The organism is Mycobacterium sp. smrl_JER01 (genome assembly GCF_048513595.2).
In the GTDB taxonomy this organism is placed as follows: Bacteria; Actinomycetota; Actinomycetes; order Mycobacteriales; family Mycobacteriaceae; genus Mycobacterium.
The window spans coordinates 3,599,246-3,624,104 of sequence record NZ_JBLXXK020000001.1; the positions used below are offsets into that span (position 1 = coordinate 3,599,246).

Annotated in this window: 24 protein-coding genes; 4 read left to right on the forward strand and 20 right to left on the reverse strand. The window is 67.9% G+C overall.

Annotated features, from left to right (window positions below; translation table 11 throughout):
• Positions 1–18 precede the first annotated feature (18 nt).
• Genes ACNUDN_RS16965 through ACNUDN_RS16980 form a run of 4 tightly spaced genes read right to left on the reverse strand, consistent with a single transcriptional unit; the run spans position 19 to position 4,372 of the window.
• Positions 19–1,752: an aminotransferase class V-fold PLP-dependent enzyme gene (locus ACNUDN_RS16965; protein WP_419122978.1), complete on the reverse strand. Its 1,734-nt coding sequence runs from the start codon at positions 1,750–1,752 to the stop codon at positions 19–21.
• Entirely contained in the window at positions 1,749–2,516 is a 768-nt protein-coding gene (locus tag ACNUDN_RS16970; RefSeq protein WP_419122979.1) for an amino acid ABC transporter ATP-binding protein, read from the reverse strand. Before ACNUDN_RS16970 ends, ACNUDN_RS16965 begins: the two co-directional genes overlap by 4 nt.
• Positions 2,509–3,423, reverse strand: coding sequence for an amino acid ABC transporter permease (locus tag ACNUDN_RS16975; RefSeq protein WP_419122980.1), 915 nt, complete (start codon positions 3,421–3,423; stop codon positions 2,509–2,511). Before ACNUDN_RS16975 ends, ACNUDN_RS16970 begins: the two co-directional genes overlap by 8 nt.
• Positions 3,413–4,372 (reverse strand): ABC transporter substrate-binding protein, encoded by a 960-nt coding sequence (locus tag ACNUDN_RS16980; RefSeq protein ID WP_419122981.1) that lies wholly within the window; start codon positions 4,370–4,372, stop codon positions 3,413–3,415. Before ACNUDN_RS16980 ends, ACNUDN_RS16975 begins: the two co-directional genes overlap by 11 nt.
• Positions 4,373–4,604: 232 nt before the next feature.
• On the opposite strand from ACNUDN_RS16980, the gene ACNUDN_RS16985 reads away from it, so the two are divergent.
• Together ACNUDN_RS16985 and ACNUDN_RS16990 are read left to right on the forward strand one after the other, a co-directional pair.
• Positions 4,605–4,907 (forward strand): hypothetical protein, encoded by a 303-nt coding sequence (locus ACNUDN_RS16985; RefSeq protein WP_419122982.1) that lies wholly within the window; start codon positions 4,605–4,607, stop codon positions 4,905–4,907.
• A gap of 174 nt (positions 4,908–5,081) precedes the next feature.
• A complete protein-coding gene (locus tag ACNUDN_RS16990; RefSeq protein ID WP_419122983.1) occupies positions 5,082–6,311 on the forward strand; it encodes a cytochrome P450 in 1,230 nt (409 codons plus the stop codon).
• Positions 6,312–6,315: 4 nt separating this feature from the next.
• Here the strand turns inward: ACNUDN_RS16990 and ACNUDN_RS16995 are convergent, their stop codons facing one another.
• The 3 genes from ACNUDN_RS16995 to ACNUDN_RS17005 all read right to left on the reverse strand — a co-directional run bounded on the left by ACNUDN_RS16995 (position 6,316) and on the right by ACNUDN_RS17005 (position 9,475).
• Entirely contained in the window at positions 6,316–6,978 is a 663-nt protein-coding gene (locus tag ACNUDN_RS16995; RefSeq protein WP_419122984.1) for a GntR family transcriptional regulator, read from the reverse strand.
• Between the two features lie 22 nt (positions 6,979–7,000).
• Positions 7,001–8,539, reverse strand: coding sequence for a GMC family oxidoreductase (locus ACNUDN_RS17000; protein ID WP_419122985.1), 1,539 nt, complete (start codon positions 8,537–8,539; stop codon positions 7,001–7,003).
• Between the two features lie 120 nt (positions 8,540–8,659).
• On the reverse strand, positions 8,660–9,475 hold the full coding sequence (locus tag ACNUDN_RS17005; RefSeq protein ID WP_419122986.1) for an alpha/beta fold hydrolase: 816 nt from the start codon (positions 9,473–9,475) through the stop codon (positions 8,660–8,662).
• A gap of 338 nt (positions 9,476–9,813) precedes the next feature.
• Here ACNUDN_RS17005 and ACNUDN_RS17010 point away from each other — a divergent pair, with 338 nt between their 5' ends.
• Positions 9,814–10,536 (forward strand): type 1 glutamine amidotransferase, encoded by a 723-nt coding sequence (locus tag ACNUDN_RS17010; RefSeq protein WP_419122987.1) that lies wholly within the window; start codon positions 9,814–9,816, stop codon positions 10,534–10,536.
• On the opposite strand, the gene ACNUDN_RS17015 is transcribed toward ACNUDN_RS17010, so the two are convergent.
• On the reverse strand, positions 10,518–11,867 hold the full coding sequence (locus ACNUDN_RS17015; RefSeq protein WP_419125193.1) for a TIGR01777 family oxidoreductase: 1,350 nt from the start codon (positions 11,865–11,867) through the stop codon (positions 10,518–10,520). The genes ACNUDN_RS17010 and ACNUDN_RS17015 overlap by 19 nt on opposite strands.
• A 102-nt stretch (positions 11,868–11,969) precedes the next feature.
• Here ACNUDN_RS17015 and ACNUDN_RS17020 point away from each other — a divergent pair, with 102 nt between their 5' ends.
• A complete protein-coding gene (locus ACNUDN_RS17020; RefSeq protein WP_419122988.1) occupies positions 11,970–12,641 on the forward strand; it encodes a phosphoribosyltransferase in 672 nt (223 codons plus the stop codon).
• A gap of 10 nt (positions 12,642–12,651) precedes the next feature.
• Here ACNUDN_RS17020 and ACNUDN_RS17025 read toward each other — a convergent pair whose 3' ends face one another.
• The 12 genes from ACNUDN_RS17025 to murD form a co-directional block, all read right to left on the reverse strand.
• Positions 12,652–13,137 (reverse strand): hypothetical protein, encoded by a 486-nt coding sequence (locus tag ACNUDN_RS17025; protein WP_419122989.1) that lies wholly within the window; start codon positions 13,135–13,137, stop codon positions 12,652–12,654.
• 30 nt (positions 13,138–13,167) lie between these two features.
• The gene (wag31, locus tag ACNUDN_RS17030) at positions 13,168–13,974 is read right to left on the reverse strand and encodes a DivIVA-like cell division protein Wag31 (RefSeq protein WP_419122990.1); all 807 of its coding nucleotides are present in this window, start codon (positions 13,972–13,974) and stop codon (positions 13,168–13,170) included.
• A 194-nt stretch (positions 13,975–14,168) separates the two neighbouring features.
• Positions 14,169–14,459 (reverse strand): YggT family protein, encoded by a 291-nt coding sequence (locus ACNUDN_RS17035; RefSeq protein WP_419122991.1) that lies wholly within the window; start codon positions 14,457–14,459, stop codon positions 14,169–14,171.
• Between the two features lie 246 nt (positions 14,460–14,705).
• Positions 14,706–15,350 carry a cell division protein SepF gene (locus tag ACNUDN_RS17040; protein WP_419122992.1) on the reverse strand — a complete coding sequence of 215 codons (645 nt, stop codon included), beginning with the start codon at positions 15,348–15,350 and terminating at the stop codon, positions 14,706–14,708.
• Positions 15,347–16,174 carry a YggS family pyridoxal phosphate-dependent enzyme gene (locus ACNUDN_RS17045; RefSeq protein ID WP_419122993.1) on the reverse strand — a complete coding sequence of 276 codons (828 nt, stop codon included), beginning with the start codon at positions 16,172–16,174 and terminating at the stop codon, positions 15,347–15,349. The genes ACNUDN_RS17040 and ACNUDN_RS17045 overlap by 4 nt, the downstream gene beginning before the upstream one ends.
• Positions 16,171–16,881, reverse strand: a complete 711-nt coding sequence (pgeF, locus tag ACNUDN_RS17050) for a peptidoglycan editing factor PgeF (protein WP_419122994.1) — start codon at positions 16,879–16,881, stop codon at positions 16,171–16,173. Before pgeF ends, ACNUDN_RS17045 begins: the two co-directional genes overlap by 4 nt.
• Positions 16,882–16,894: 13 nt before the next feature.
• Entirely contained in the window at positions 16,895–18,067 is a 1,173-nt protein-coding gene (gene ftsZ / locus ACNUDN_RS17055; protein ID WP_419122995.1) for a cell division protein FtsZ, read from the reverse strand.
• Between the two features lie 178 nt (positions 18,068–18,245).
• Entirely contained in the window at positions 18,246–19,205 is a 960-nt protein-coding gene (locus ACNUDN_RS17060; RefSeq protein ID WP_419122996.1) for a cell division protein FtsQ/DivIB, read from the reverse strand.
• A complete protein-coding gene (gene murC / locus ACNUDN_RS17065) occupies positions 19,205–20,647 on the reverse strand; it encodes a UDP-N-acetylmuramate--L-alanine ligase (RefSeq protein ID WP_419122997.1) in 1,443 nt (480 codons plus the stop codon). The genes ACNUDN_RS17060 and murC overlap by 1 nt, the downstream gene beginning before the upstream one ends.
• The gene (murG, locus tag ACNUDN_RS17070; protein WP_419122998.1) at positions 20,644–21,795 is read right to left on the reverse strand and encodes an undecaprenyldiphospho-muramoylpentapeptide beta-N-acetylglucosaminyltransferase; all 1,152 of its coding nucleotides are present in this window, start codon (positions 21,793–21,795) and stop codon (positions 20,644–20,646) included. Before murG ends, murC begins: the two co-directional genes overlap by 4 nt.
• Complete coding sequence (gene ftsW / locus ACNUDN_RS17075; RefSeq protein ID WP_419122999.1) at positions 21,792–23,393, reverse strand: putative lipid II flippase FtsW; 1,602 nt, start codon at positions 23,391–23,393, stop codon at positions 21,792–21,794. The genes murG and ftsW overlap by 4 nt, the downstream gene beginning before the upstream one ends.
• Positions 23,394–23,406: 13 nt before the next feature.
• The gene (murD, locus tag ACNUDN_RS17080) at positions 23,407–24,858 is read right to left on the reverse strand and encodes a UDP-N-acetylmuramoyl-L-alanine--D-glutamate ligase (RefSeq protein WP_419123000.1); all 1,452 of its coding nucleotides are present in this window, start codon (positions 24,856–24,858) and stop codon (positions 23,407–23,409) included.
• Position 24,859 lies beyond the last annotated feature (1 nt).

Consider the following 24,859-nt stretch of genomic DNA (forward strand, 5'->3'; position numbering starts at 1 on the left):
TGCCGCAACCCGGGCGGGTCAGCCCCGAATCTCGTTGAGATAGTTGTAGATCGTGTAGCGGGTCACATCCAACCGTCCGGCCACGTGATCGACGGAATCTCGGATGAGGAAGAAGCCGGCCTCATCGAGCTCACGGACCACGGCTGCCTTCTGCTGCTTCTTCATCTCCGACGGTTGACAACCCACCTTGGCGATCGCGGTGTCGACGAGGAACCTCTGCAGACTGTCCACGTCGGGAGGGAAACTCTCGTCTCGGGGCCGGACCGTATCCGAAACCGTCTCGGGCAGTTCACTGTTGACGCACAGACAGCCGATGGCGGCGCCGGCGGCGTCGCGCAGGAACAACGTCGAGGACCGGATGGGCCGCCCGTCGGGGTTGTTGGTGCGATAGTTGATGAGATCCTGGGTGGTGCCCCGGCGGATCAGGCCCAGCAGAAGATCGGTCATCGGTCCGCCGACGGCACGGTGGGTCAGATCCCCGGCAATGGCGACGATCGAGTCGGGAAGACGGGAGAGATCATGCAGAAGCACCTCGTTACCCGGGCCCAGCATCGTGGCCAAACCGTGCACCGCGGGAATCAAGGAGGTCAGCACGTCATGTGTGGCGGCACCCACGGGAGCCGGAGTCAGCACCGGCGCCGACCGCTGCTGGGGGGTCAACGATCCCAGTGCCGCCCTGAGCTGTTCGAGCACGTCCAGCGTAGTCGAGGCGTGCGGCGAAAGCCGAATGTGGTCGGGCCGCACGGTGGCCGCGATGCCGGCGGCGTTCAGTGCCGCACCGACCTGCTCGGCCGGACAGTCCGGTAGCGCGAAGGCAAGGATCCCGGCTCGCCGCTGGCGCTCGGAGACGATGTCGGCCCCGCAGGCGACCAGGACCTCTTCCAACGCCCCGACGCGCTCGGCGATGTGCGCGGCGATCTCGCCGACCCCGGCCTCTTCGACCAGTTCCAGGGCAGCGGCGAATGCCCCGGATGTCACCGGGCTCAGATTGGAGATCGACCAGGCCGCGGCGGTGCGTTCGGGTGGATGGATGGTGTTGTCGAACAGCCCGGGGTCGCGGGCCCCGGTCCACCCCGACAGCACCGGATCCATCCGTTCCAAGGCGCGGTCCGACAGCATCGCGAATCCCGTGCCCCAGCCGGCCCGCAACCATTTCTGTCCGCCGACAACCAGAATGTCGGCAACCTCCCAGGGCTCGTCGATCACCCCGAATCCCTGGATGCCGTCGACGACGAGGAGGCGGTCACCCACCACGTCGCGGAGCGCCGCCAGGTCCGCGCGGTAGCCGGTGCGGAAGTCGACCGCGCTCACCGACACGATGGTGACGTCGTCGGTCAATGCTGCGGCCAGCCGCTCGGCGGTGACGTGACCCTCCGGAAGGTAGCGTGCGGTCAACCGCCCCGCCTGCTCGGCGCGCGCCCATGGATAGGTATTCGCCGGAAACTCGGCGGCGGAGACCAACGCGGTTCCGCCCGGGGCGTTGAACGCCGCCTGCATCAGTCCGAGACTGGTGTGCGGCGCCAGCACGATGTGGTCGATGTCGCTGCGGCACAGTCGAGCTGCGGCAGCTTTGACCCTGGTCTCTTCCCGCATCAACTCGTCGACGGTGGCCGCACCGGCGTGGGTGGCTTTTTCCAGTAGCCGGGCGGTGGTGTCGAGCACCGCGTGCGAGGGTGGGCCGAAGCGGGCGAAGTCCAGATAACCCTCGGACTCGGAGAACTGCAGCCGGTAACGCGGCGAGATCGGCTTCACGCAAGTACCCGAGCCAGGAACTGTCGCGTGCGATCATGTTCGGGCGTCTTCAGAATGCGTTCCGGTGCACCGGTTTCCACCACCGAACCGTCGGCCATGAAGACGATCTCGTCGGCGGCTTCGGCGGCGAACCCGATCTCGTGTGTCACGACCACCATCGTCATCCCGTCGTCGACCAGCGTGTTCATCACCGCCAGCACCTCCCCGACGAGCTCGGGATCCAGCGCGGAAGTGGGCTCGTCGAACAGCATCAGTTTGGGTTTCATCGCCAGCGAGCGCGCGATCGCCACGCGTTGTTGCTGGCCTCCCGACAGTTGGGCCGGATAGGCGTCGCCGCGATCGCCCAGGCCGACCCGGTCGAGCAGCGCGAGACCCTCTTCACGGGCGACGTTCGGTGCGACACCGAGCACCCGGACCGGACCTTCGGTGACGTTCTCCAACGCGGTGCGATGGCCGAACAGATTGAACCGCTGGAACACCATCCCGATGTCGCGGCGTTGTTTGGCGACATCACGTTCGCGAAGCTCGTAGAGTCTGCCGTTGCGCAGCTCGAAACCGATCGGTCTGCCGTCGACCCAGACCTCACCGGCATCGATCGTTTCGAGATGATTGAGGCAACGCAGAAAAGTGCTCTTACCGGCTCCCGACGGACCGAGCAGGCACACCACCTGACCGCGTCGTACCTCGAGATCGACGCCCTTGAGAACTTCGTGGTGACCGTAGCTTTTTCGTACCCCGACGGCCTTCAACAGCGGATCAGACACGGGAGCTCCTCATCAGGGGGATGGCGCGTAACGCTCTCCCGGCCTGAACTGCCACGCTGCGCTCGCTCCCGGCGAATCTCTGCTCCAGATAGTGCTGGCCGACACTGGCGATCGTCACCACCACCATGTACCAGACCGCGGCGGCGAACAGTGTCTCCATCACCAGCAGGTTGTGCGACGAGATGTTGTTCGCCGCGTGCAGCAGTTCGGTCACGCCGATCACCGACGCGATCGATGTGCCCTTGAGCATGTCGACGAAGTCGTTGCCGGTTGGCGGGATGATCACCCGCATCGCCTGGGGCAGAACGACCCGACGCAGGGTGATGGCCGGACCCATACCGATCGACTTGGCAGCCTCGACCTGCCCGGTGTCCACACTGTTCAGCCCGGCGCGCACGATCTCGGCCATGTACGCGCTCTCGTTGAGCGCCAGCCCGAGCAGCGCGGCGGTGAAAGCGCTGACCAGGACATTGGTGGGTTCGTCGACCAGGTAACCGCCGAACGGCAGCGGAATCGAGACGGTCGGGATCACCAGCGCAAGGTTGTACCAGATCAATATCTGCAACAGCACCGGTAGGCCGCGGAAAAGCCAGATGTAGGCGGTGGCGAACCATCGGGAGACCGGGTTCGCACTGCGCCGCATCAGAGCGATGACCACACCGATCACGATGGCGATCGCGTGCGCGATCACCGCCAGCAGCACCGTGTTCACCAGACCGACGAGCATCACGCGGTAGACGACGAAGTCCGGCACCGACGCCCACTGAATCTGTGCGCGCATGAGAGTGATGCCGACCACCACGAGCACAGCGGCGATGACGCCTGCACTGACCCATCTACCCCAATGTCGGAGACGGACGATGGGCAGCGGATCGATGCCCGGCCCCATCATGGGCCTAACCCCCATTGACAGCCGTCTCCGTCAGTGCTCCCTGTTCGACGCCCCAGCTTTCCAGGATCTGGGTGTAGGTACCGTCCGCCATCAGTGCGCTCAGCGCTTCGTTGACCGAATCACGAAGCGCGGTGTTGGTTTTGGCGAACCCGATACCGTACGGTCCGCCCTCGATCGGGGGCCCGGGAACAACTTCGAACGCGTTGCCGTCATTGGCGGTTCGGGAGATGTAGACCGCGCTGGGCAGATCGTTGAGGATCGCAGCGACGCGGCCGGTGCGGAGCTGATTCTGGTTCTGGGTGTCGCTGTCGGTGGCGGTGATGTTGATCGCCGGCTGGCCCTCCTGCACACATTTCTCGCTCTGCGCGGTGGCGAACCTCTGATGGCTGGTTCCCTGGACCAGCGCAACGTTCTTTCCGCACAGCGCTTCTGGACCGGTGATCCCTTCGGGGTTGCCCTTCTGCACCATGATCGTGATGCCGGAAGAGAAGTAGTCGACGAAGTCGATCTGCTGCTGCCGCTCCTTGGTGTCGTTCATCGCGGCCATCGTCATGTCGATGCGACCCGACTGCAGGCTGGTGATCAGCGATCCGAACGCCATGTCCTGATAGGCCATCTCGACTCCGAGTTTGGACCCGATGGCTTTGGCCAGATCCACTTCGTATCCGATCGGCGTGGTGCCGTCCCCGGCATAGAAGTTGTTCGGTGCGGACTGGATGTTGGAACCGAGGTTCACCGTTTTTGACTCCGCGATGGCCGACGGGAGACCCGCCGACAACGCCGGATCCGGTTCGATCTCGGCGATGAGTGCGGCGTTGTCCGGGATCGCGGACCGGCCGCCCGCAGCATCGGGTTCGCTGCCGCCGGGCGTAGGCGTACCCCCTCCGCACGCGGTGAGTCCGATGAGCAGAACCCCTGTGCACAGCGCACTGATCCGATGGCGGTGTGACGAACGTGATCGCATATGTCCTCCCGGTGTGATGTCCGCAAAGCTACAACAAAATGTTGAAGTCGTCTCAACAAATCGTTGAATGAGTTGGGGTGGGTCCACCCGGTCGGCGACGTTCTCATGAGCCGCGGGCGTGACTGTTCTGCCAGCTCGGGGTCGAATTTCTGCCAAACGACATGGTTTGTGCGGGGCGGCTGGTTCTACCAGTCAGACCACCCGGAGAAATACCACTGACAAGGACACCACCATGAAGAATCTCACCGTTGCCACCGCTGCTGCTGCCGGACTGTCGGCTGTCGCTCTCGGGTTGGCCGCTCCGGCGTTGGCAGCGCCGACCGCCGGGGGCGCCGATGCCACCATCGCCGAGCTGGAGGCCCAGGGCCACCGCGTGGTGGTCAACCGGCTCTCCGACACCCCGCTGAGCGAGGCGTCCGTGGTCGGGGTCAACAAGGGCGGCGATATCCGCTCCACCATCCGCGATTTCCGCTACGACCGGACGTATCAGAACACCAAGACCGGCGCCAGCGTCTACTACGTCGACGTCCGCTGAGCGGACAAGACAGCTTCGGTCCGCTGCGCAGGCGTTCGTTGTCCGGAGACATGGCACCTCAGTAGTCGCCGGGCGGACGGCGTGAAGTTAGGTAGTCGACCACGCTGTCCGCCCAGGGCCTCGCAGCGAAAACTCGTCACCACCGGTATCACACCGAGCGTGAGGAGAGCGACTATGACCGTGGACGCCACCGCCACGACCGTTTTCGGCGCGGATCTGCCGACCATCGCCTACGAGCACGCCGAGGGACCCGCGGCAGCACATCGCCTCATCGGTGCTGCGCGCGAGCGGGCACCCATTGCTCTTGGGCCACACGGTCCCGAGGCACTGACCTACGACGCTGTCCGCACGGTGCTGCGCGACGACAGGTTCGAGATTCCCAAGGGTGTTGCTCTCACCGCGCAGGGAGTGACCTCGGGTGAGCTGTGGGACATCGTCGTCACGGGGCTACTGAGCCTCAGCGGTGAGGAACATCATCGCCAACGACGGCTGGTGGCCAGAGCATTCACCCCGCGGGCGGCCGGTCGTCTCCGCAACACCTGCGCCGACGTCATCGCCGAGCTCGTCTATCGAGTCGCCGCCGACCGCCGATGCGACGCGGTCTCTGCCCTCACCAGGCCGTACCCGGTGCCGGTCATCTGCGCGTTGCTCGGCACCCGGCGCGAAGATTGGGATCTGTTGTCGGCGTGGGCTGATGACATCTTCAAGGTTTTCGACTGGAACGTCGTCGAGGATGGCCCCGTCATCGTTCGCGCCTGGCGGGCACTGGAGGCCTACCTCGAGGACATGGTGGCCAGTCGACGAGAGTCGCTCACCAAGGATCTGCTGTCCGACATGATGCGGGCCGAGGTCGAGGGAGACCGGTTGACGCATGAGGAGCTGCTCACGCTGGCCGCGACCCTACTCATGGCGGGTACCGACACCACACGCAATCAGCTCGCCGCAGCGGTCGAGGTCTTCTGCGATCACCCCGAGCAATGGCGGCTACTCGCAGCGCGCCCTGAGCTGGTACCCGCGGCGGTCGAAGAGGTCATGCGGTACTCCCCCGTCATCTTCACCACCTTGCGCGTCGCGGTCGAGGACGTCGAACTCGCCGGGTACCTGGTGCCGGCCGGCACCCTGGTGATCGCGAACACCGCTTCGGCCAACCGCGATCCGGCCGTCTTCGCCGAACCCGACCGCTTCGACATCACCCGGCAGGGCGCGCCCGCGATGCTGACCTTCGGTGGAGGTGTCCACTACTGTCTCGGTTCACACCTGGCACGGATCGAGCTCGCCGAGGCGCTGACCATGATGGCGCGACGGATGCCACGGATGCGGCGTGACGGTCCGGCGACGTGGAAGCCGATCACCGGCATCAGCGGGCCCGCATCACTTCCGATCGCATTCGACAACGGCTACTGACCGCTCACGGCTCCGGCTGACCGGTCAGCCGCGACAACGTCTGCCAATTGCGTTCGGCGGCCGCGGCGGCCTCCTCCGCCTGTCCCTTGCGGCACAAGGCGATGATCTGTTTGTGCTGGCCGATGGACTCCCGGCCGGACAACGAGGAAAACCGCAGATACTCGCACCGTCTCAGCACCGGCGTAACCTGCTCAAGGACCTGGGCGATCACCGTGTTACCACTTGCCTGCACGGCAACCTGGTGGAAATCGTCATCGCTGCTGATCGCCGCGTCGGCATCCCCGGACGAGACGGCCTCGGCGAACTCTTTGTTCGCCCGCGTCATCGCGTCGAATTCCTTGCGGCCCATCAGCGGCACCGCCGTTCGCACCGCCAGTGCGTGCATCGCCGCGGCCACGTCCTGGGCGTTGCGCACCGACTGCGGTTCGATCTCGGACACCACGGTCGAACGGCCGGGGATGGTGTGCACCAATCCCGCTGCCTCCAAGCGGGCCAGCGCTTCGCGGATCGGAGTTCGGCTGATGCCCAACCACTCTTCGAGGTCGGGGTCACGCAGCTTCTCGCCCGGAGCCAGGGTTCCGTTGATGATCGCATCGCGAATGGACAGGTAAGCCTGGTCGCGCAACAACGATCGGCGGTGCTTTCCCCGCTCCACCGGAACTGGCATGCAACGTATCGTATATCAGCGGTCAGCCTCGGCGAATCAGGTCGGATGCCTTCTCCCCGATCATGATCGTCGCCGCGTTGGTGTTGACCGTCACCACCCTGGGCATGATCGATGCGTCCGCGACACGCACACCTGTGAGACCGTGCACCCGCAGTTCGGTGTCCACCACCGCGTCGGGGCCGACGCCCATCATGCAGCTCCCCACCGGGTGGTAGTAGGTGCTGGTCGCCTGAGTAACAAAGCTGCGCAGAGCTTTTCGGTCTTGCACAGCCGCTCCGGGCATCACCTCGCGGCCACGCCAGGCAGTGAACGGCTCGGTGGCAGCGATCGCTCGTGCCACGTCGATGCCGTCGAGCAACCTGCGCACGTCGGATTCCGCCCCCAGGTAGTTCGGGTCGATGAGCGGCGCAAGCGTCGGATCCGGTCCCGGCACACGGATCGAACCGCGCGCTTCGGGCACGGTGGCGATCGCCATCGTGAAACTGTTCGCAGGCGCGTAGAGATGCGGCGGGTGAAAAGGCACATGGATAAACATGATTTGCATGTCCGGCCCCGCAGCCGATCCGTCACTGCGCCATACCATCGAGGTTTCGGCGTGGTTGGCCCGCCCGGGCGGTATGGGTTGCCTCGCCTCGTAGACCACACCACACAACGGGTGGTCGTGCAGGTTGCGACCCACCCCTGGCAGGTTGTGGACCACCTCGATACCGACCGCTTCGAGGTCGTGGGCGGGCCCCACCCCGGAGAGTAGTAGCAGTCGTGGGGAGTCCACCGCTCCCGCGCTGATGACCACCTCGGCGTCGGCATGCGCGATCGCCCGCCCACCCTGGCTCACGAACTCGACTCCTCGGCAACGATTTCCGTCGATAACCAGCCGGGTGGCCCGCGCACCGGTTTGGACGGTCAGATTGGACCTCCGGCCGCGTACCGGATGCAGGTAGGCGCTGGCAGCGCTCTGACGGACACCACCGTGGATCGACAGATCGTGCCAACCCGCGCCCTCGGCGCACCACCCGTTGAAATCGTCGGTCAACGGATGACCGGCAGCAACAGCACCGCGCAGGAACACCTCGGAGAGCGGATTGGCCTCCGCCGGATCGACGGGGCGCGGACGCATGGGGCCGTCGGCACCGCGTACAGAGGTGTCGGCACCCGCGACCGTCTCCATCCGCATGAAATACGGAAGCACCGACCGGTAATCCCAACCGGGACAGTCCCAGCCATCGAAGTCGGCAGGATGCCCACGCAGGTGGACCATGGCGTTGATGCTGCTGCTCCCACCGAGCGTGTGGCCTCGCGGCCAGTTGTGCCGAAGCCCGGCCGTCCCCGCCTGTGGGACGGTGTCATAGGAATAGTCGACATCGGATCCCCACAGTGCCGGCCACGCCGGCGGGCTCGCGATCTCGGGTCTGGTGTCCTCAGAACCAGACTCCAGCAACAGAACCCGCACGTCGGGATCTTCGGATAGCCGGGTGGCGATGACGCAGCCCGCCGACCCGGCTCCGACCACGATGTAGTCGTAGGCAGCCGGCTCGCAAGTGCGAGCCCTATCGGTATTCATGCACGTGCTCACCTTCTGCTTGTCGGACCGCGTCGCGGGCCGCGAGTCTCCAACTCAGAGATAGATCGATGTGTTCGGGTGGCCGGTCGTCGGCCTGGGCGGGAGTTGACCTCCGATTCGTCACCCGGCGCCGGCCGCCGCGGCTTGTCCGATCAAGGTGGCAACCGCCGCGGGCTGCGAGACCGTGACCGCGTGCGACGCCTCGACCTCGACGGTGTGGGCGTTGGCGCGTTCCCCCATGAATCGCTGCGATGCGGCCGGAACGGCCAGATCCTGCGTGGCGACCAGGTTCCAGGAGGGGATGACCTTCCATGCGGCCCTGGTGGCCGGGTCTTCGAGCGCGGCCGCGGCGATCGGCCGCTGGGTGGCACCCATCAGTGCCACGACATCGGCCGAGACGTCGGCGGCGAACACCTTCTGGAATTGGCCCTGCTCGATATACAGGTCCTCGCCCTGGCGTCCGTCGGGAAGCGGGTAGGGCACCGCGTTCAGCGCTGTGCCCAGTTCGGCGCCGGGGAACTTCCCGGCCAGCTGCGAGGTGCTCTCTCCCGGTTCGAGGATGAAGCTGGCGACGTACACCAGGGCTTTCACGTCCGCCCGGCCATCGGCCGCCTCACTGATGACGGTGCCTCCGTAGGAGTGCCCGGCCAGCACCACCGGACCGCCCACACTGTCCAGGACGCTTCGGACGTAGTCGGCGTCGGAGGCCAGACCGCGCAATGGGTTGGCCACCGCCACAACGTGATACCCCTCTTCTTGGAGGATCTGAACCACTCCGTTCCAGCTCGACGAGTCGGCGAACGCGCCGTGCACCAACACCACCGTGGGTTTGGGCGTCGAGTCGGGTTGTTGGGCCGCCGCGCCGCCACAACCGGCTGCGAGCGCGGTCACCGCGGCACCGACGATCATCGTCGTGACGGCTTGTCTGATTCTCATGTTGCCCTCCGGGGGTCGATCCGACTTCTTGTAATATATTGCATTTTGCATTTTGAGTAAAGCGGTTCTGCCGAATGCCCACCCCGGCACCGACTGTTCAGCTGTTGTTCAGGAAATCGGCACCGCGAGAGGGTGATCGGTTGTCATCGAAATCTTGAGGGAGGCGTGCGGTTCGGCCCGCACTGCGTTGCACCATCGCCCAGCGCGAGCCGCGCAGGGTGGCCGCTGTTGCGGCGCGGTGTGGTGTGATCGACATACCCTCACCGTGGTGTCTCCCCCAGGGGGAGAGTCAAATGCCCCGCGCGGACGCGCCCCCGCAGCCGCGGGATAATGACCGGGTGAGTTCCAAGGTGCTGTTCCTGGTCAATGAGCACATGGCGACCGAAGCCCTGCTCGGCGATGCATTCGCCGAGCAGGGCTTCGACGTGGACACGTTCGAGGTCGTCCCCGCCGAGCGCTCCGACAACCCCGCCGGCGAGGTGACATTCCCCGAGCCGGACCCCTACGACGTCATCGTCCCCCTGGGCGCATCGTGGCCGGTGTATGACGACGCGCTGCGCAGGACCTGGGTGGGTGCCGAGATGCAACTGCTCCGCGACGCCGCCGACGCCGGAATCGCACTGCTGGGAGTATGTTTCGGCGGTCAGATCCTGGCCCAGACGTTCGGTGGCACGGTATCGCGGTCACCGCGGCCCGAGATCGGCTGGTACGACGTGCTCAGCGAGCGACCCGAGGTGGTGCCGGGTGGACCGTGGTTCCAGTGGCATTTCGATCGGTGGACGTTGCCACCGGGGGCCACCGAGATTGCGAGGACACCCAATGCGTCGCAGGCCTTCGTATTGGACCGTACCCTGGCCCTGCAGTTCCACCCGGAGGTGGACACCGACCTGCTGAAACGGTGGCTGGCCGCCGACCGCGACGGCGACATCGTCGCGGCTGGACTGGATCACGACGAACTACTCACGCGCACAACAGAACTGGCAGAGGAAACGGCGGGGCGCATCCGGGCTCTGGTGCGTGGCTTCCTGACCCACGTGGCTGGTCACTCCCGACCGAGCTGATGGGCCAGCGCGTCGCGGATGTGCGGGTGACGGAACGGATGCGCGGCGGCCAACAGCTTCGAAGGCACCACGCGCTGGCTGGCCTCGGCCAGCTCCCTGGCACCCTGCTGCCCCAACAGCACCCGGGGTCCCAGCCCCGGAACCGGAAGAAGTGCCGGCCGGTGCAGCAGCCCGGCCAGCTCCCTGGTGTAGTCGGTATTGCGCACCGGGTCCGGCCCGACCGCGTTCACCGGTCCGCTGAACCGGTCGTCGTAAAGCACCCGGTGATAGACGTCGATGAGGTCGTCGAGATCGATCCAGGACAACCATTGCCTGCCGCTGCCGAGGCGGCCGCCCAGGCCGGCCGCGAACAGCGGGCGCAGCAGGCGAAGGGTGCCGCCCGCCGCGGACTGCACGATGCCGGTTCGCACCATGACCACCCGCAGTCCCGCATCGGCGGCCGGCGCGGTCGCCGCCTCCCAATCCGTCACGACGTCGGCCAGGAAACCGTCACCCCGACTGCTGTCCTCGGTCAATTGGGTGTCACCGCGGTCGAAACCGTAGTACCCGATCGCCGACGCGCTGACGAAGATCCGGGGTCCGTCGGGGGCTGACGCCGCCACCGCAGCCAGGTGACGTGTGGGCTCGATGCGGCTGTCACGGATGGCGGCGCGATGCGCATCGGTGAAGCGGCCCGCGATCGAGGCGCCGGCCAGGTGCACCACCGCGTCCACCCCCGTGAGCAGGTCAGGCGCCGGATCACGGGGATCCCACCGCCGTTCGTCCCCGCCGTGCGCCGGGCCGCGGACCAACCGGATCACCCGGTGGCCCCCGGTGGTCAAGAATGCACTCAGCGCCGAGCCGACCAGCCCGGTGGCGCCGGTGATCGCGATGACCAGCGGTTCTACCCCGGCGACCGACGCCCGGCGATGCGCGGCCAAATCGTCGGAGAGTTGGCGGTGGCGATAGGCGAAGGTGGCGCGCAGGGCGGCCGCCGGCACCACCGCGTCGACGCTGTCGTGCACCCTGGTCGCTGCGCCGGCGTCGCTGAATGTGTGGGTGTGGCGCCACCGGCCGATCACCCGGGGCGGCCAGGATGCCAGTCCGTGCGAGGAGAGCTCGTCGGCGAACCGAGAGCCCGGCACATACGCCGCCGGGTCGTGACGCGCCACCCAGCGCAATCCACCGGGGAGCCCCAGAACCGCAACCCCGTCGGCCAGCGAGGCAGATTCGGACACCACCGACATCGGCTGCCAGGGCGGGACCAGCCTGCGCATCGCTCCGGGGCGGGTGTGCCACTGCCAGACCTCCTCACGCGGGTGGTCGACGACGCATTCGTACTCGATGCCCATGGCGGTCCGGCCCTCTCGTCGCGCAGCATTTGCAGTCATTCGGTGCACTGACAGAATTGGATTGCCCCACCGTAGACACGGGTACTCCCGGCTCACGGTGTCATGACTGAGACGAGCAGAACTTTCCAAGACCGCCACGAGGCCGGTCAGGTGCTGGCCGACGATCTGATGGCCTATCGCGGACGGCAGCATCTGCTGGTTCTCGGGCTGGCGCGCGGCGGGGTGCCGATCGGGTGGGAGGTCGCACACGCTCTGCATGCCCCGCTCGACGTATGCCTGGTACGCAAACTCGGTGCGCCCGGCCGCTCGGAGCTGGCCATGGGTGCGCTTGCCTCCGGTGGCGGGATGGTGTTCAACACAACGTTGCTGCGCGCGCTCGGCGTCACCGATGACCAGGTGGACGAGGCAATCGCCAGAGAAACCACCGAGCTGCACCGGCGCGAGGACGCCTACCGTGGCGACCGTGGTCCGCTGTCGGTGACGGGACAGACCGTGATACTCGTCGACGACGGGATCGCGACCGGGGCCAGTATGCTCGCCGCCGCCCGGTCCGTGCGGCAGGCCGGCGCCGCGCAGGTCATCGTCGGCGTTCCGGTCGGCCCTGCCGCGGTGTGCCGCGAACTGGCCCGCGCGGCCGATGACGTGGTGTGCTCTACAGCACCGGCGGACTTCCATGCGGTAGGGCAGGTGTACGTGGATTTTCACCAGGTCGGCGACGACGAGGTCCGGAGGCTGCTCGCCACCCCCACCCAGGGGTCAGCTCCGCCCCGGTGACTACGGCAGATCAGTTCTTGGAGGTGTCTCCGTCGGCGGATGTGGGCTCGGCCGAGTCCTCATCAGCCAGCTTGAGGTCGGCGGCGTCGTCAGCAGCGGGTTCCTGGTCCACCGGGTCCACCGGTTGCGCCCCGGCCGGGACCGACTCCGCGGTCACGCGGTCGTCGGCGCGTTCGGCCCCGTACTCATCGGCACCGTACTCATCAGCACCGTACTCATCGGCGCCGTAGTCCCCGGCGGTGTCGGCCTCGGCGGTGTAGTCCCCGGCGATGGGCGCTTCGTCCGGGTAATCCTCCACGTACTCCGATTCATCGGACTCCGCTGTCACCGGTGCGGATTGCTTGGATCGGTCGCGCAACGCGTCGACGATCAACAGCACCACACCGACGACACTGGCCGCGATACAGACCCACGCGATCAGCTCGTTGCTGGTGACGACGGCCATCACCAGCGCCGCCAATCCGATGACGGCGAGCACCAGCGCGACGATCAGCATGGGCCGAGCCTAGGTGGAAGGGCCACGTGACTAGTTGTTGCCCCGGTTGAACTGGTTGAAGCTGCCGTCGCTGTTGGCGCCGGAATCGACCGGTGCGGCAGAACCGCGCTGGCCGAGCTCCTCCAGCTGGGATTCCAGGTAGGTCTTGAGGCGGGTCCGGTACTCCCGCTCGAAGGTGCGCAGCTGTTCGAGCCGACCTTCCAGCACCGTGCGCTGCTGGTTGATGGTGCCCATGATCTCGGAGTGCTTACGCTCGGCATCGGCCTGCAGAGCGTCGGCTTTCTCCTGTGCCTGGCGCAGCTGGGTCTCGGAGCGGTTCTGAGCGTCGGCGAGCATGGCGTCGGCGCGCTGGCGCGCCTCGGTCACGGTGGTCTCGGCGGTCTGGCGTGCCTCGGTGACCATCGCGTCGGCCTGGGCGCGGGCGTCGGCGAGCATCTTCTCCGACTCGGCCTTGGCGCTGTTGGTCAGGCGGTCGGCGGTGTCCTGTGCCAGGCTGAGGACCTTCGCCGCGCGCAGATGCTGATCCTCGGTGGCCGGCGCTGCGGGCTGCGCGGGCGGAGCTTCGTACACCGGCGCCGGTGCGGGTTCGGGCTCGGGCTCGTAGACTGGCAGCGTCTGGGTCGGCTGCCCGCCCCCTTCGCCGGCGCGGGCCGACGCCAGCTCGTGATCCAGCTCGGCGACCCGCTGACGCAGGTCGCTGTTCTCCTCGATGAGGCGGGACAGCTCGTTCTCGACGAGATCGAGGAACGCATCGACCTCGTCCTCGTTGTAGCCGCGCTTACCGATGGGTGGCTTGCTGAATGCCACGTTGTGCACGTCGGCAGGAGTGAGCGGCATTGTCTGCCCCCTTGAAGTCTGGACCGTCAACTGATCTCGGAGTGTAGAGCCTTGCTGGAACGTAACTGGCGTCCATCCTGTCACACCAGACCCGGCGGTTGCAGGCGAGGTCGATAATTAATACCGAAATTCACCATTGCGGTCGCGCCTGAGAATCACCCGTCTCGCCGATCGGCCCTGGTCCGGCGGTCGCGTCAGGCGGCCGCGCCGAAGGCCAGCTGCATTCCGATGAACGCGATCAGCAGCAGCACCATGATCGACAGATCGAGACGCACCGCACCTATCGTGAGCTGCGGAATGATCCGGCGTAGCAGCTTCACCGGCGGATCGGTGACCGTCATGATGATCTCCAGGATCACCACGGTGGCTCCGCGTGGATGCCAGTCCCGGCTGAACGAACGGATGAACTCGACCACCACCCGGGCGATGAGCAGCAGCCAGAAAACGAACAGCGCAAAACCCAGGATCTCGAAGAACAGCGCCAACTAAGCCGACCTCACTCAGGCAGATGTGTGACTTTGACTACAGGCTTGAAAAGCCTGAAGTCGCTTCGAGCCGACCACGCCCGCGCGACCACGCCAGCCTACCCGCGGCGTCACAGGCCGCCACTGGTAGGCGGCGTTCTACTGGTAGGCGGCGTTCTACTGGTAGGCGGCGTTCTACTGGTAGGCGGCGTTCTACTGGTAGGCGGCGTTCTACTGGTAGGCGGCGTTTTACTGGTAGGCGGCGTTTTACTGGTAGGCGTAGAAGCCGGCTTCGGCGATGCGCCGACGCTGCTCGGCGGTCACATCCACGTCAGCCGGTGAGAGCAGGAAGACCTTGGTGGCGACTTTGTCGAACGAGCCCCGCAGCGCGAAGGCCAGCCCCGCGGCGAAGTCGACCAGACGCTTGGCATCGGCGTTGTCCATCGAGACGAGATCCATGATCACCGGGGTGCCGTCGCGGAAGCGCTCCCCGATGGTCCGCGCCTCGCTGTAGTCCTTGGGCCGCAGCGTGGTGATCTTCGCCAGCGGGCTGCCGGCCTCGAACAGTTCGGCCATGCCCCGTGGGTCCATTGCCAAGGCGCCGCGAGTCGAACCACGCATTGCACCGAAACGTGGTGGGGTGCGGTCGAATTCGCGCGGAGGGCGCATCCTCGCCTCGAAGCGGGCGTCGTCGAAACCGCCCCGGTAGGCCGGCGGTTCGTCGTAGTCTCGACGGCGTTCATCCCCCAGACTGTCGTAGCCGCGCGGGTAGCCCTCATCCTCGAAGCGGTCCTCGCGGGGACGCCGGTAACCCCGGGCCGGAACGCGGTCGTCGTCCTCGTAGTAGTCGTCGTCGTAGTCGTCCATCGGCGCCATACCGAAGTAGGCCTTGACTTTGTGCAGTGTGCTCATTGTGAGGACCCTTCTGGCGGTGAAGACTCAGCTGATTCCGGCGAATCTGGTGTCTGTGATGAAGGTGTGACTGGTGTGACTACTTCCGGTGACGTTAGCGGTCGCGATCCCAGAAGCGCGGTACCGACACGCACACAAGTGGATCCGTGTCGCACCGCCATCTCGAGGTCGCCTGACATCCCCGCCGAGATCCCCAGGCGTTGCTCGTATCGGCGTTGTACCCGGTCACGCTCCTGCTCTAGCCGCCGGAATGCTTCGCCCGCATCGGCGCCCAGCGGCGGAATCGCCATCAGCCCCACGAGTGTCAGACCACGGGCACCGTCGATGGTTGCGCACAGATCGTCGATGCGCTCCGGCGCCGCGACATCCACACCACCCCTGGCCTCGTCGCCGTCGAGGCTCACCTGTAGATAGATGCGCAGCGGATCGGTGCGGACCCCGTCGTCGAGCGCCTCGGCGCAGGCTCGGTCCAGCGCTGCGACGACCTTCGGGTTGTCCACCGAGTGAGCCGCGTAGGCCCACCGAGACACCGATCGCGCCTTGTTGCGCTGGATGCGTCCGACCATGTGCCACCGGATCGGCGCGTCGCCGACGGCCCGGGCGACCTCCTCGACTTTCGCGGCCGCTTCTTGATCGCGTGATTCGCCGAAGGCCCGACAGCCCAGCCGGTGCAGGCTCACCACGTCAGTCGCGGGAAAGAACTTCGTGACCGGGAGCAGTTCGATGTCGGCAGGATCACGACCGGCGCCCTCGGCGGCGCGCGCGACCCGGGCCCGCAAGGCGGCCAGCGCCCGGCTCAATTCGGCGTCCCGTTCGGCGGTCACTGTCGGGGCTCCAACCAGATCAGGGACGCCAACCTTCCGGTGGGGGCGTCGCGCCGATGACTGAACAGAGTGGGATCGTCGAACGTGCACCGCGGATCCACGTCGATGGCTTGCACCCCCAGCGAGCGCAACTGCGCCGCGATACCGGCACGCAGATCGAGGCCGGCCGTGCCGCGACCGGTGGTGGTGCGACTGCCTGGCAACGCTTGTTCGACCTCGGCGGCCATCTCCTCGGGCACCTCATAGTTGCGGCCGCTGACCGCGGGCCCGAGCAGCACGGACACGTCTTCGACAGCGGCTCCGGCGGCGGTCATGGTCTCCAGTGCGCGCGCGACGATGCCGGCGGCGGCGCCGACCCGGCCCGCGTGAACCGCCGCGACGACCCCCTCCCGAGCATCGGCCATGAGCACTGGCACACAGTCGGCGGTCACCACCGCGAGAGCGAGGCCGGGTGTGGTGGTGACCAGCCCGTCGGTGGCCTCCACGGTCGTATCGCCGCGCTCGACGACAGCGACGTTCGCACTGTGCACCTGGTTCATCCAGACGATGCCGCCATCGAGGCCGATCGCGGTGGCCAGGCGCCTCCGGTTGGCCACGACCGCATGCGGATCGTCACCCACGTGATCACCGAGGTTGAAGGTCGCGAACGGTGGTTTGGAGACACCCCCGGCGCGGGTGGTGCTCACCCGCCTGACCCTGAAGGCCACGACCGCGGGCGGACTAGTGGCGCATGAACGGAGGCACATCGACGTCATCGTCGGAGATGCCCCCGTCGTCGCCGCCGCCGATGCGTACCGTGGCGCCGTTGGTGTGCCCGGCCGGAACGCTGGCGGGATCGGCCGGCTCGAACATCGACGAGCCGACTCGACCCGCTTTACCAGGCGCGATCTGCTGCGCCGACGTCGCCGCGGCGGTCGCCTCGCCGGTCACCGGCTTGCGCCCCGGACCGGCCGCGTCGAAGCCCGCGGCGATGACGGTGACGCGGACCTCGTCACCGAGGGAGTCGTCGATGACGGTGCCGAAGATGATGTTGGCATCCGGATGCGCGGCGTCCTGGACCAGCGAGGCGGCCTCGTTGATCTCGAACAACCCCAAATCGCTGCCGCCGGCGACCGACAGCAGCACGCCCTGGGCGCCTTCCATCGACGCTTCCAGCAGCGGTGAGTTGATCGCGATCTCGGCGGCCTTGAGGGCGCGGCCGTCTCCCCGCGCCGAGCCGATACCCATCAACGCCGTCCCAGCAGAGCTCATCACGCCCTTGACGTCGGCGAAGTCGACGTTGATCAGGCCCGGAGTGGTGATCAGGTCGGTGATGCCCTGCACGCCGTTGAGCAGCACCTCGTCGGCACTGCGGAACGCGTCCATCAGCGACACCGCGGCGTCACCCATCTGCAGCAGACGATCGTTGGGGATCACGATCAGCGTGTCGCAACTCTCACGCAGCGCCTGGATGCCGTTCTCGGCCTGGTTGCTGCGCCGCTTGCCCTCGAACGAGAAGGGCCGGGTCACCACGCCCACGGTCAGCGCTCCGAGCTTCCGGGCGATCGACGCCACGACGGGCGCGCCACCGGTGCCGGTGCCACCGCCCTCACCGGCGGTGACGAACACCATGTCGGCGCCGCGCAGCAGCTCCTCGATATCGTCCTTGGCGTCCTCGGCGGCCTTGCGACCCACCTCGGGGTCGGCTCCGGCACCCAGACCGCGGGTGGAATCGCGACCGACGTCCAGCTTGACGTCGGCGTCGCTCATCAGCAGCGCCTGGGCGTCGGTGTTGATCGCGATGAACTCGACGCCTTTGAGACCTTGTTCGATCATCCGGTTGACGGCGTTGACGCCACCGCCGCCGATGCCGACCACCTTGATCACAGCGAGGTAGTTATGCGGGGGGGTCATTGGGTGCCCTTCCTGCCTGGTTGCCTGTCTGGTAACGGATAACCGCTGAAGCAAACCCTCAACCTCAACAAGAGGCTTAGAGTTATGTCAAGTTGTTCCGCGCAACCAGAACGTTAGGGGTGCTCCACGCGCCAACCGGGCAGGCGCGCCGATACGACACGACAAAATTCGGGGCCGGTCATTTGACGGTCGGCAGATCCGGACTGGACACGTCGTAGACCTGACCGGGCTGGGTCAGCAGCGCCGCCAGCTTGATCGCCTTCTCCTCGGTGCGGTCGGTGGTCCCCCACACCACGGTGCGGCCGTCGACCAGGGTCAGCGTGATGGCCGCCACCGACGGCGCCGAGACCCGACCGACCTGGGCGGCCACCTCGGGGCGCAGCGATGTCATGACCTCCAGCGCCGCCATGGTCGCCGGGTCGCTGGGCCCGGGATTGTCGGCATCCAGATACGGGATCCCGGGCGGGGGCGGCGCTGTCGCGAAATCGACGCCGTCCCTGTCGAACAGATGCACCCCGTCCGCGTAGTCCCTGACCACCACCGGCACCCGTTCGACCACAGTCACCCGCAGTGTCGAGGGGTACTGGCGCTGCACCCGCACCGAGGCCACCCGCCGGATTCCGGCGATCCGCTCGGCGACCGCATCGGTGTCGACCTGAAGCAGCGGCGTACCGGGCGCCACCTCCGCCGCGGCGACGACCTCCTCCTGGGTCACCGCGCCCAATCCGGTGACCACGACAGTGCGCGCGGACATGATGGGTGTGAAGTACAGCAGCAGCCCGAGGCCGACCACCACGACCGCGAGCACGGCGGTCCACATCAGCACCTTCAGTCCGCGGACCGTGCCGCGGCCGAGCGTCGCGGCCTGGGGCGCCTGCGCACCCAGCACCTTGCGTTTGGCCTCCCTGCGGGCCTGTTCGATCGCGGTCGCCCTGGCCTGCGCGGCCCGGCGCTCCTCGCGCTCGCGACGGGCCCGTCGCCGCGGGCCTTCGAAATCCTCGTCGGCGGCGGCCTCGTCATCGGAGGTCTCGTCGTTCAGGATCTCGGGGTTCGGACTCTCGGCGTCGGACGGCACCCCCGTGTCCTCGGTCGGCCCCGTGTCCTCGGTCGGCCCCGTGTCCTCGGTCGGCCCCGTCATCAACCCGCCGCTCCCGCGGGCCCCGGGTTCGCTCCGAGGCCGAGTTCGGCCAGAATTTCGCGGCCCAGCAGGGTGACGTCTCCGGCGCCCATCGTCACCACCACGTCGCCCGGTCGCGCGGCGGCGGCGACACGGGCGGCCACCGCGGAAAAGTCCGGGACGTAGGTCACCGGGGCGGTCACCGCGTCGGCGATCGTGGCGCCGCTGATGCCGGCCAGTGGCTGCTCGCGGGCGGCATAGACGTCCAGGACGAAGACCTCGTCGGCGGCACTGAGCGCCGCCCCGAACTCCCCCGCGAAAGCCTGTGTGCGCGAGTACAAATGCGGCTGGAACACCACGATCGCCCGACCGCCCGATTCCTCGGCGAGCGTGCGCACCGCGGTCAGCGCGGCCGACACCTTCGTCGGGTGGTGAGCGTAGTCGTCGAAGACACGGACTCCGGCGCAAGTACCGACCAGCTCGAATCTGCGCCGCACACCTTCGAATTCGGCGAGCGCACCGAGCACCGCGTCCACCGCGGCGCCGGCCTGCACCGCTGCCAGCAGCGCCGCAAGCGCGTTGAGCGCCATGTGCCGACCGGGCACCCCGAGCCGCACTCTGCGCGTCCGGGTCTCGCGAGCCAAACGGATCTCGGCCACCGCGCCGGTACCCCGCTGCTCCCACTCCACCAAACCGGCATCCACACCGGCAGCGCTGCCGTACCGCAACACCCGGATGCCCGATGCCTCGGCGCGCGCCCCCAATGCCGCCGCGCCTGGGTCGTCGGCACACACCACCAGCGTGCCACCGGGTTTGATGCGTTCGACGAACTGGTCGAAGACCGCAGTGTAGGCCTGCGCATTACCGAAGAAGTCGAGGTGGTCGACTTCCACATTGGTCACGACGGCGATGTCGGGTTCGTACTGGACCAGTGACCCGTCGCTCTCGTCGGCCTCGGCGACGAAGTAGGCACCGCTGCCGTTGTGGGCGTTGGTGCCAGGCTCTCCCAGGTCGCCGCCGACGGCGAACGACGGGTCGAAACCGCTGTGCTGCAACGCCACGATCACCATCGAGGTCGTCGTCGTCTTGCCGGCGGTACCGGTCACCAGCAACGTGGTGTCGCCGGCCATCAGCTTGGCCAGCACGGCGGGCCGCAGGATGACCGGGATACCCCGCCGGTGCGCTTCGACGAGTTCGGGATTGGTCTTCGGGATGGCGGCATGGGTGGTGACGACCGCGGTGGGACCGCCGGGGAGCATGTCGAGCGCGGACGCATCGTGCCCGATGCGGACCTGGGCGCCGCGCGCCCGCAGGGCGATCACCCCGCGTGATTCCTTGGCATCGGATCCCGAGACCTGCCCGCCGCGGTCGAGCAGGATGCGGGCGATGCCCGACATGCCCGCCCCCCCGATACCGACCATGTGCACCCGCGCCAGGTCGGCGGGTAGATCCGTGTGCGTCATCGACGTCTCCGCCCGGCGTCGGAGCAGTGCGCCACCTCCAGCGCGGCCTCTGCCACCCGTCGGGCCGCGTCAGGGTGGCCGGCCAGCTTCGCGGCCGCGGTCATCGCGTTCAACGCCTCCGCGTCGTTGAGCAGGCCGGGTACCGTTCCGGCCACGAATTCCGAGGTGAGCGCCCGGTCGTCGACCACCAGGCCGCCTCCGGCCGCCACCACCGGCTGGGCATTGAGCCGCTGCTCACCGTTACCGATGGGAAGCGGGACGTAGATGGCGGGCAGACCGACCGCACTGACCTCGGCGACCGTCATCGCGCCGGACCGGCAGACCGCGAGATCGGCGGCGGCATATGCCAGGTCCATCCGGTCCAGATAGGGCACGGCGACATACGGCGGGTCGGCGGGCCGCGGTGTGGGCAGGTCCAGCACGTTCTTCGGACCGTGCGCATGCAGCACCGAAATCCCCTGCGCGGCAAGCGCTTGCGCAGCACCCGAGACCGCGCGGTTGAGGGACTGCGCACCCTGGGATCCGCCGAACACCAGTAGCACCCGGGCATCCTGCGCGAACCCGAAATGAGCGCGCGCCTGCTGCCGCAACGCCATCCGGTCCAACGACGTGATCGTCTCGCGCACCGGCACTCCCACGACCTCGACCCGCCCCAGACCGGGGTCGGGCACCGCGGCCAGCACCCGCCGGGCCACCCGTGCGCCGACCTTGTTGGCCCACCCGGCACTGGCATTGGCCTCGTGCACCACCACCGGAACCCGACGACGCGGCCCGCGGGCGGCAAGGTAGGCCGGCAGGGCCACGTAGCCGCCGAAGCCGATGACCACGTCGGCGCGGACATCGTCGAGCACCGCGCGGGTCTGCCGCACCGCGCGCCATACCCGTGCGGGCAACCGGAACAGATCGGCGGAAAGCTTGCGCGGCAACGGCACCGGGGTGATCAGCTCCAGGTCATAGCCACGTTGCGGCACCAGCCGTGTCTCCAGGCCCCGCTGGGTGCCCAGCGCGGTGATCCGCACAGTCGGGTCGAGTGCCACCAGAGCGTCGGCGACCGCCATCGCGGGTTCGACATGGCCCGCCGTGCCGCCGCCGGCAAGCACGACAGATACGGTGCGCTCCTGCCCCGCCGGGACCGAGAAACCCGTCACCCGTAACGCTGACCTTCCAATGTTCGACCTCGCCGGCCCTGATCACGCCGTGCTTCACCGTAACCGGCGGACGGCCTGCCGGAGCGCACCGGGTGGTCGCCATCGGCACGCCGGGACCGGGCACCCCCGGCTCGTGCGGCCGGGGTCCTCGTCTTCGTGCCGGTTCTCCTCTTGCTGTCGGCAACCGTCTTCTTGTCGGCGGCCGTTCTTCTCTCGGCAGCCCTCTTGCCGGCCGGTGTGGCAGCCCGGCCGGGACGCTTGCGCAGCCGGTCGCGCAGCGCCTCGGTGCGTGACGGCACGTACGGCGCCGGCAGCGGCAGCCGCAGCCACCGGTTGACCCGGTCGTCACGACCCGCCCGCAGCGCGGCGACGGCCTCCGGTTCGTGGCGGGCGGCGTTGGCCATGACGCCGATCATCAGCAGCGTCGTGGCGGTGGAGGTACCACCGGCCGAGATCAGCGGCAGCTGCAGACCGGTGACTGGCAGCAGACCCACCACATAGCCGACATTGATGAACACCTGCGAGAGAATCCACAGCGTGGCCGTCGCGGTGACCAACCGCAGGAACGGGTCGGCCGAACGGCGTGCGATGCGCATACCGGTGTAGGCGAACAGCCCGAACAACAGCAGCAGCCCCACGGCGCCGACGAATCCGAGTTCCTCACCGATGATGGCGAAGATGAAGTCGTTGTGGGCGTTGGGCAGGTAGTTCCACTTCGCGGTGCCCTGCCCGAGGCCGTCGCCGAACACGCCGCCGTTGGCCAAAGCAAACCGGGCCTGGCGAGCCTGATACCCGGCGCCCTGCGAATCCGCGGCCGGGTTGAGCCAGGATTGCACGCGGGCGGACCGGTACCCCTCGGCGAGTGCCAGCACCACACCGGACACCAGCACCGCGCCCAGCGAACTCAGGAACACCCGCAGCGGCAGGCCCGCGTACCAGAGCAGCCCCAGCAGGATGACGCCCATCGACAGGGTCTGCCCGAGATCAGGCTGCGCGACGATCAGCGCGAGCGCGATCACCGCGGCCGGCACCAACGGAACGAGCATCTCGCGCAGCGTGGCCTGCTCCATCCGGCGCGCGGCCAGCAGGTGCGCACCCCAGATGGCCAACGCGATCTTGGCGAGTTCCGAGGGCTGCATGGAGAAACCGGCCACCACGAACCAGCTGCGCGATCCGTTGGACAGGGTGCCGATGCCCGGGATCAGCACCAGGATCAGCAACACGATCGTGAACGCGAAACCGGCGAACGCGAACCGGCGCATGACCGCCACCGGTGTGCGCAACGCGACGTAGAACGCGAACAGCCCGTTCAGCGTCCACATCGCCTGTCTGGCGAACACCAACCATGGCGAACCGGCCTGGTCGTAGGAGTACACCCCGGACGCCGACAGCACCATGGTCAGACCCATGGTGATCAGCAGCGCGGTCACCGCGACGATGAGGTGAAACGACGTCATCGGACGGCCCAGCCAGGCGCCCACCCGGGTCCGTGGGATACGTACCGCCGCGTCGGAGGCGCTCTTGGCCGCGGTGACGGCCTCGGGATCGGCCGCCGGGTTGGCGCGACGGTTGCGCAGCCGGTGCAAGATGCTGGTCATCGGCGTCTGCTCGTCACCTGACGGCGGCGCGCACCGCGGCGGCGAACGCGTCGCCGCGGTGGCCGTAGCCCGTGAACTGGTCGAACGACGCGCCCGCCGGAGCGAGCAGCACCGTGTCTCCGGGCTCGGCGAGGCCGCGCGCGGCCTCGACCGCGGCGGTCATGACCGCGTCGGCCAGGGGCTGACCGGCGGCCTGAACCACTCGAGTCACACGAGCAACATCTGACTCATCCTTCTCAAGCACCACAGAATCCTCCCCCGTCACAACCTCCACGACGGGGACATCGGGTGCGTGTCGCGATAACGCCTTGCCGACGAGCGCGCGGTCCCGGCCGATGAGCACCACTCCGACCAGGCGGTCGGCGGTCGCGGCGACCATGTCGTCGACCGAGGCCCCTTTGAGCATTCCACCGGCGACCCAGATCACCCGCGGGTACGCGGTGACCGAGGCCTGCGCGGCGTGCGGGTTGGTGGCCTTGGAGTCGTCGACGTAGGTGACGCCGCCGGCCACCGCGACGACCTGCGCGCGGTGCCGCCCTACCTGAAACGCCGCCAGGGCAGCGCCGATGGCCGCCGGCGGAACGTCGACCGCCCGGGCGAGCGCGGCCGCGGCCAGCGCGTCGAGCACACCCACCGGGCCGGCCACCGGCACCGCGTCGGCGCGGGCGAGCGCCACGGCATCACCGAACGCGTTGTCGATCAGCAACCCGTCGCGCACACCCAACTCACCGGGCGCGGGCTCCCCCAGGCGGAAGCCCACCCTGACCGAGGCTGGAGAGCTATCCAGCAAGGCAGCGGCCACCGCGTCGTCCAGGCCGGCGACGGCAACCCGACCGGTCAGCGCCCGGGCCTTGTCCTGGGCGTACGCGGCCATCGAGCCGTGCCAGTCCAGGTGATCCTCGGCCACGTTGAGCACCACACCCGCCTCCGGGGCCAGCGACGGGGCCCAGTGCAACTGGAAGCTGGACAGCTCGACGGCAAGGACCTCGGCGGGCTCGTGCAGCCGGGACAGGACCGGGTCGCCGATGTTGCCGCACAACACCGCCCGTCGCCCGGCGGCCACCAGCATTCCGTACAGCATCGACGTCGTGGTGGTCTTGCCGTTGGTGCCGGTCACCACCAGCCACTGCCGCGGCGGGCCGAACCGTCCCGCGCGGTCCAGCCGCCAGGCCAGCTCCACATCGCCCCAGATCGGAACACCCGCCGCAGCGGCCGCCGCCGGCACCGCAGCGGTGGGTGCGAATCCCGGGCTCGTGACCACCAGGTCGAAATCGGCGATGCGGTCGACGGCGTGGGCTGCATCGAGCACCTCGACCCCTTGCTGGGCGAGCGCCGTCAGCGCCGTCGGGCTGTCATCGGTGAGCGTCGACCGGACCCCCAGGGGGGTCAGCGCGGCCAGCACCGCGCGGCCGGTGATGCCGGCGCCGGCGACCAGGACGTTCGCCCCGGGGTGCAATGGCTCCACG

Excerpts from the sequence above, each read along its gene's own strand:
- ftsW (WP_419122999.1), bottom strand. The coding sequence starts at position 23,393 with ATGACCAGCATCTTGCACCGGCTGCGCAACCGTCGCGCCAACCCGGCG.
- ACNUDN_RS17015 (WP_419125193.1), bottom strand. The coding sequence starts at position 11,867 with ATGGGCATCGAGTACGAATGCGTCGTCGACCACCCGCGTGAGGAGGTC.
- ftsZ (WP_419122995.1), bottom strand. The coding sequence starts at position 18,067 with ATGACCCCCCCGCATAACTACCTCGCTGTGATCAAGGTGGTCGGCATC.
- wag31 (WP_419122990.1), bottom strand. The coding sequence starts at position 13,974 with ATGCCGCTCACTCCTGCCGACGTGCACAACGTGGCATTCAGCAAGCCA.
- ACNUDN_RS16975 (WP_419122980.1), bottom strand. The coding sequence starts at position 3,423 with ATGGGGGTTAGGCCCATGATGGGGCCGGGCATCGATCCGCTGCCCATC.
- ACNUDN_RS17060 (WP_419122996.1), bottom strand. The coding sequence starts at position 19,205 with ATGACGGGGCCGACCGAGGACACGGGGCCGACCGAGGACACGGGGCCG.
- ACNUDN_RS17005 (WP_419122986.1), bottom strand. The coding sequence starts at position 9,475 with ATGAGAATCAGACAAGCCGTCACGACGATGATCGTCGGTGCCGCGGTG.
- ACNUDN_RS16995 (WP_419122984.1), bottom strand. The coding sequence starts at position 6,978 with ATGCCAGTTCCGGTGGAGCGGGGAAAGCACCGCCGATCGTTGTTGCGC.
- ACNUDN_RS17040 (WP_419122992.1), bottom strand. The coding sequence starts at position 15,350 with ATGAGCACACTGCACAAAGTCAAGGCCTACTTCGGTATGGCGCCGATG.
- ACNUDN_RS17000 (WP_419122985.1), bottom strand. The coding sequence starts at position 8,539 with ATGAATACCGATAGGGCTCGCACTTGCGAGCCGGCTGCCTACGACTAC.
- ACNUDN_RS17025 (WP_419122989.1), bottom strand. The coding sequence starts at position 13,137 with ATGCTGATCGTCGCGCTGGTGCTCGCCGTCATCGGATTGGCGGCGCTG.
- ACNUDN_RS16990 (WP_419122983.1), top strand. The coding sequence starts at position 5,082 with ATGACCGTGGACGCCACCGCCACGACCGTTTTCGGCGCGGATCTGCCG.
- ACNUDN_RS16980 (WP_419122981.1), bottom strand. The coding sequence starts at position 4,372 with ATGCGATCACGTTCGTCACACCGCCATCGGATCAGTGCGCTGTGCACA.
- ACNUDN_RS16985 (WP_419122982.1), top strand. The coding sequence starts at position 4,605 with ATGAAGAATCTCACCGTTGCCACCGCTGCTGCTGCCGGACTGTCGGCT.
- murC (WP_419122997.1), bottom strand. The coding sequence starts at position 20,647 with ATGACGCACACGGATCTACCCGCCGACCTGGCGCGGGTGCACATGGTC.
- ACNUDN_RS17020 (WP_419122988.1), top strand. The coding sequence starts at position 11,970 with ATGACTGAGACGAGCAGAACTTTCCAAGACCGCCACGAGGCCGGTCAG.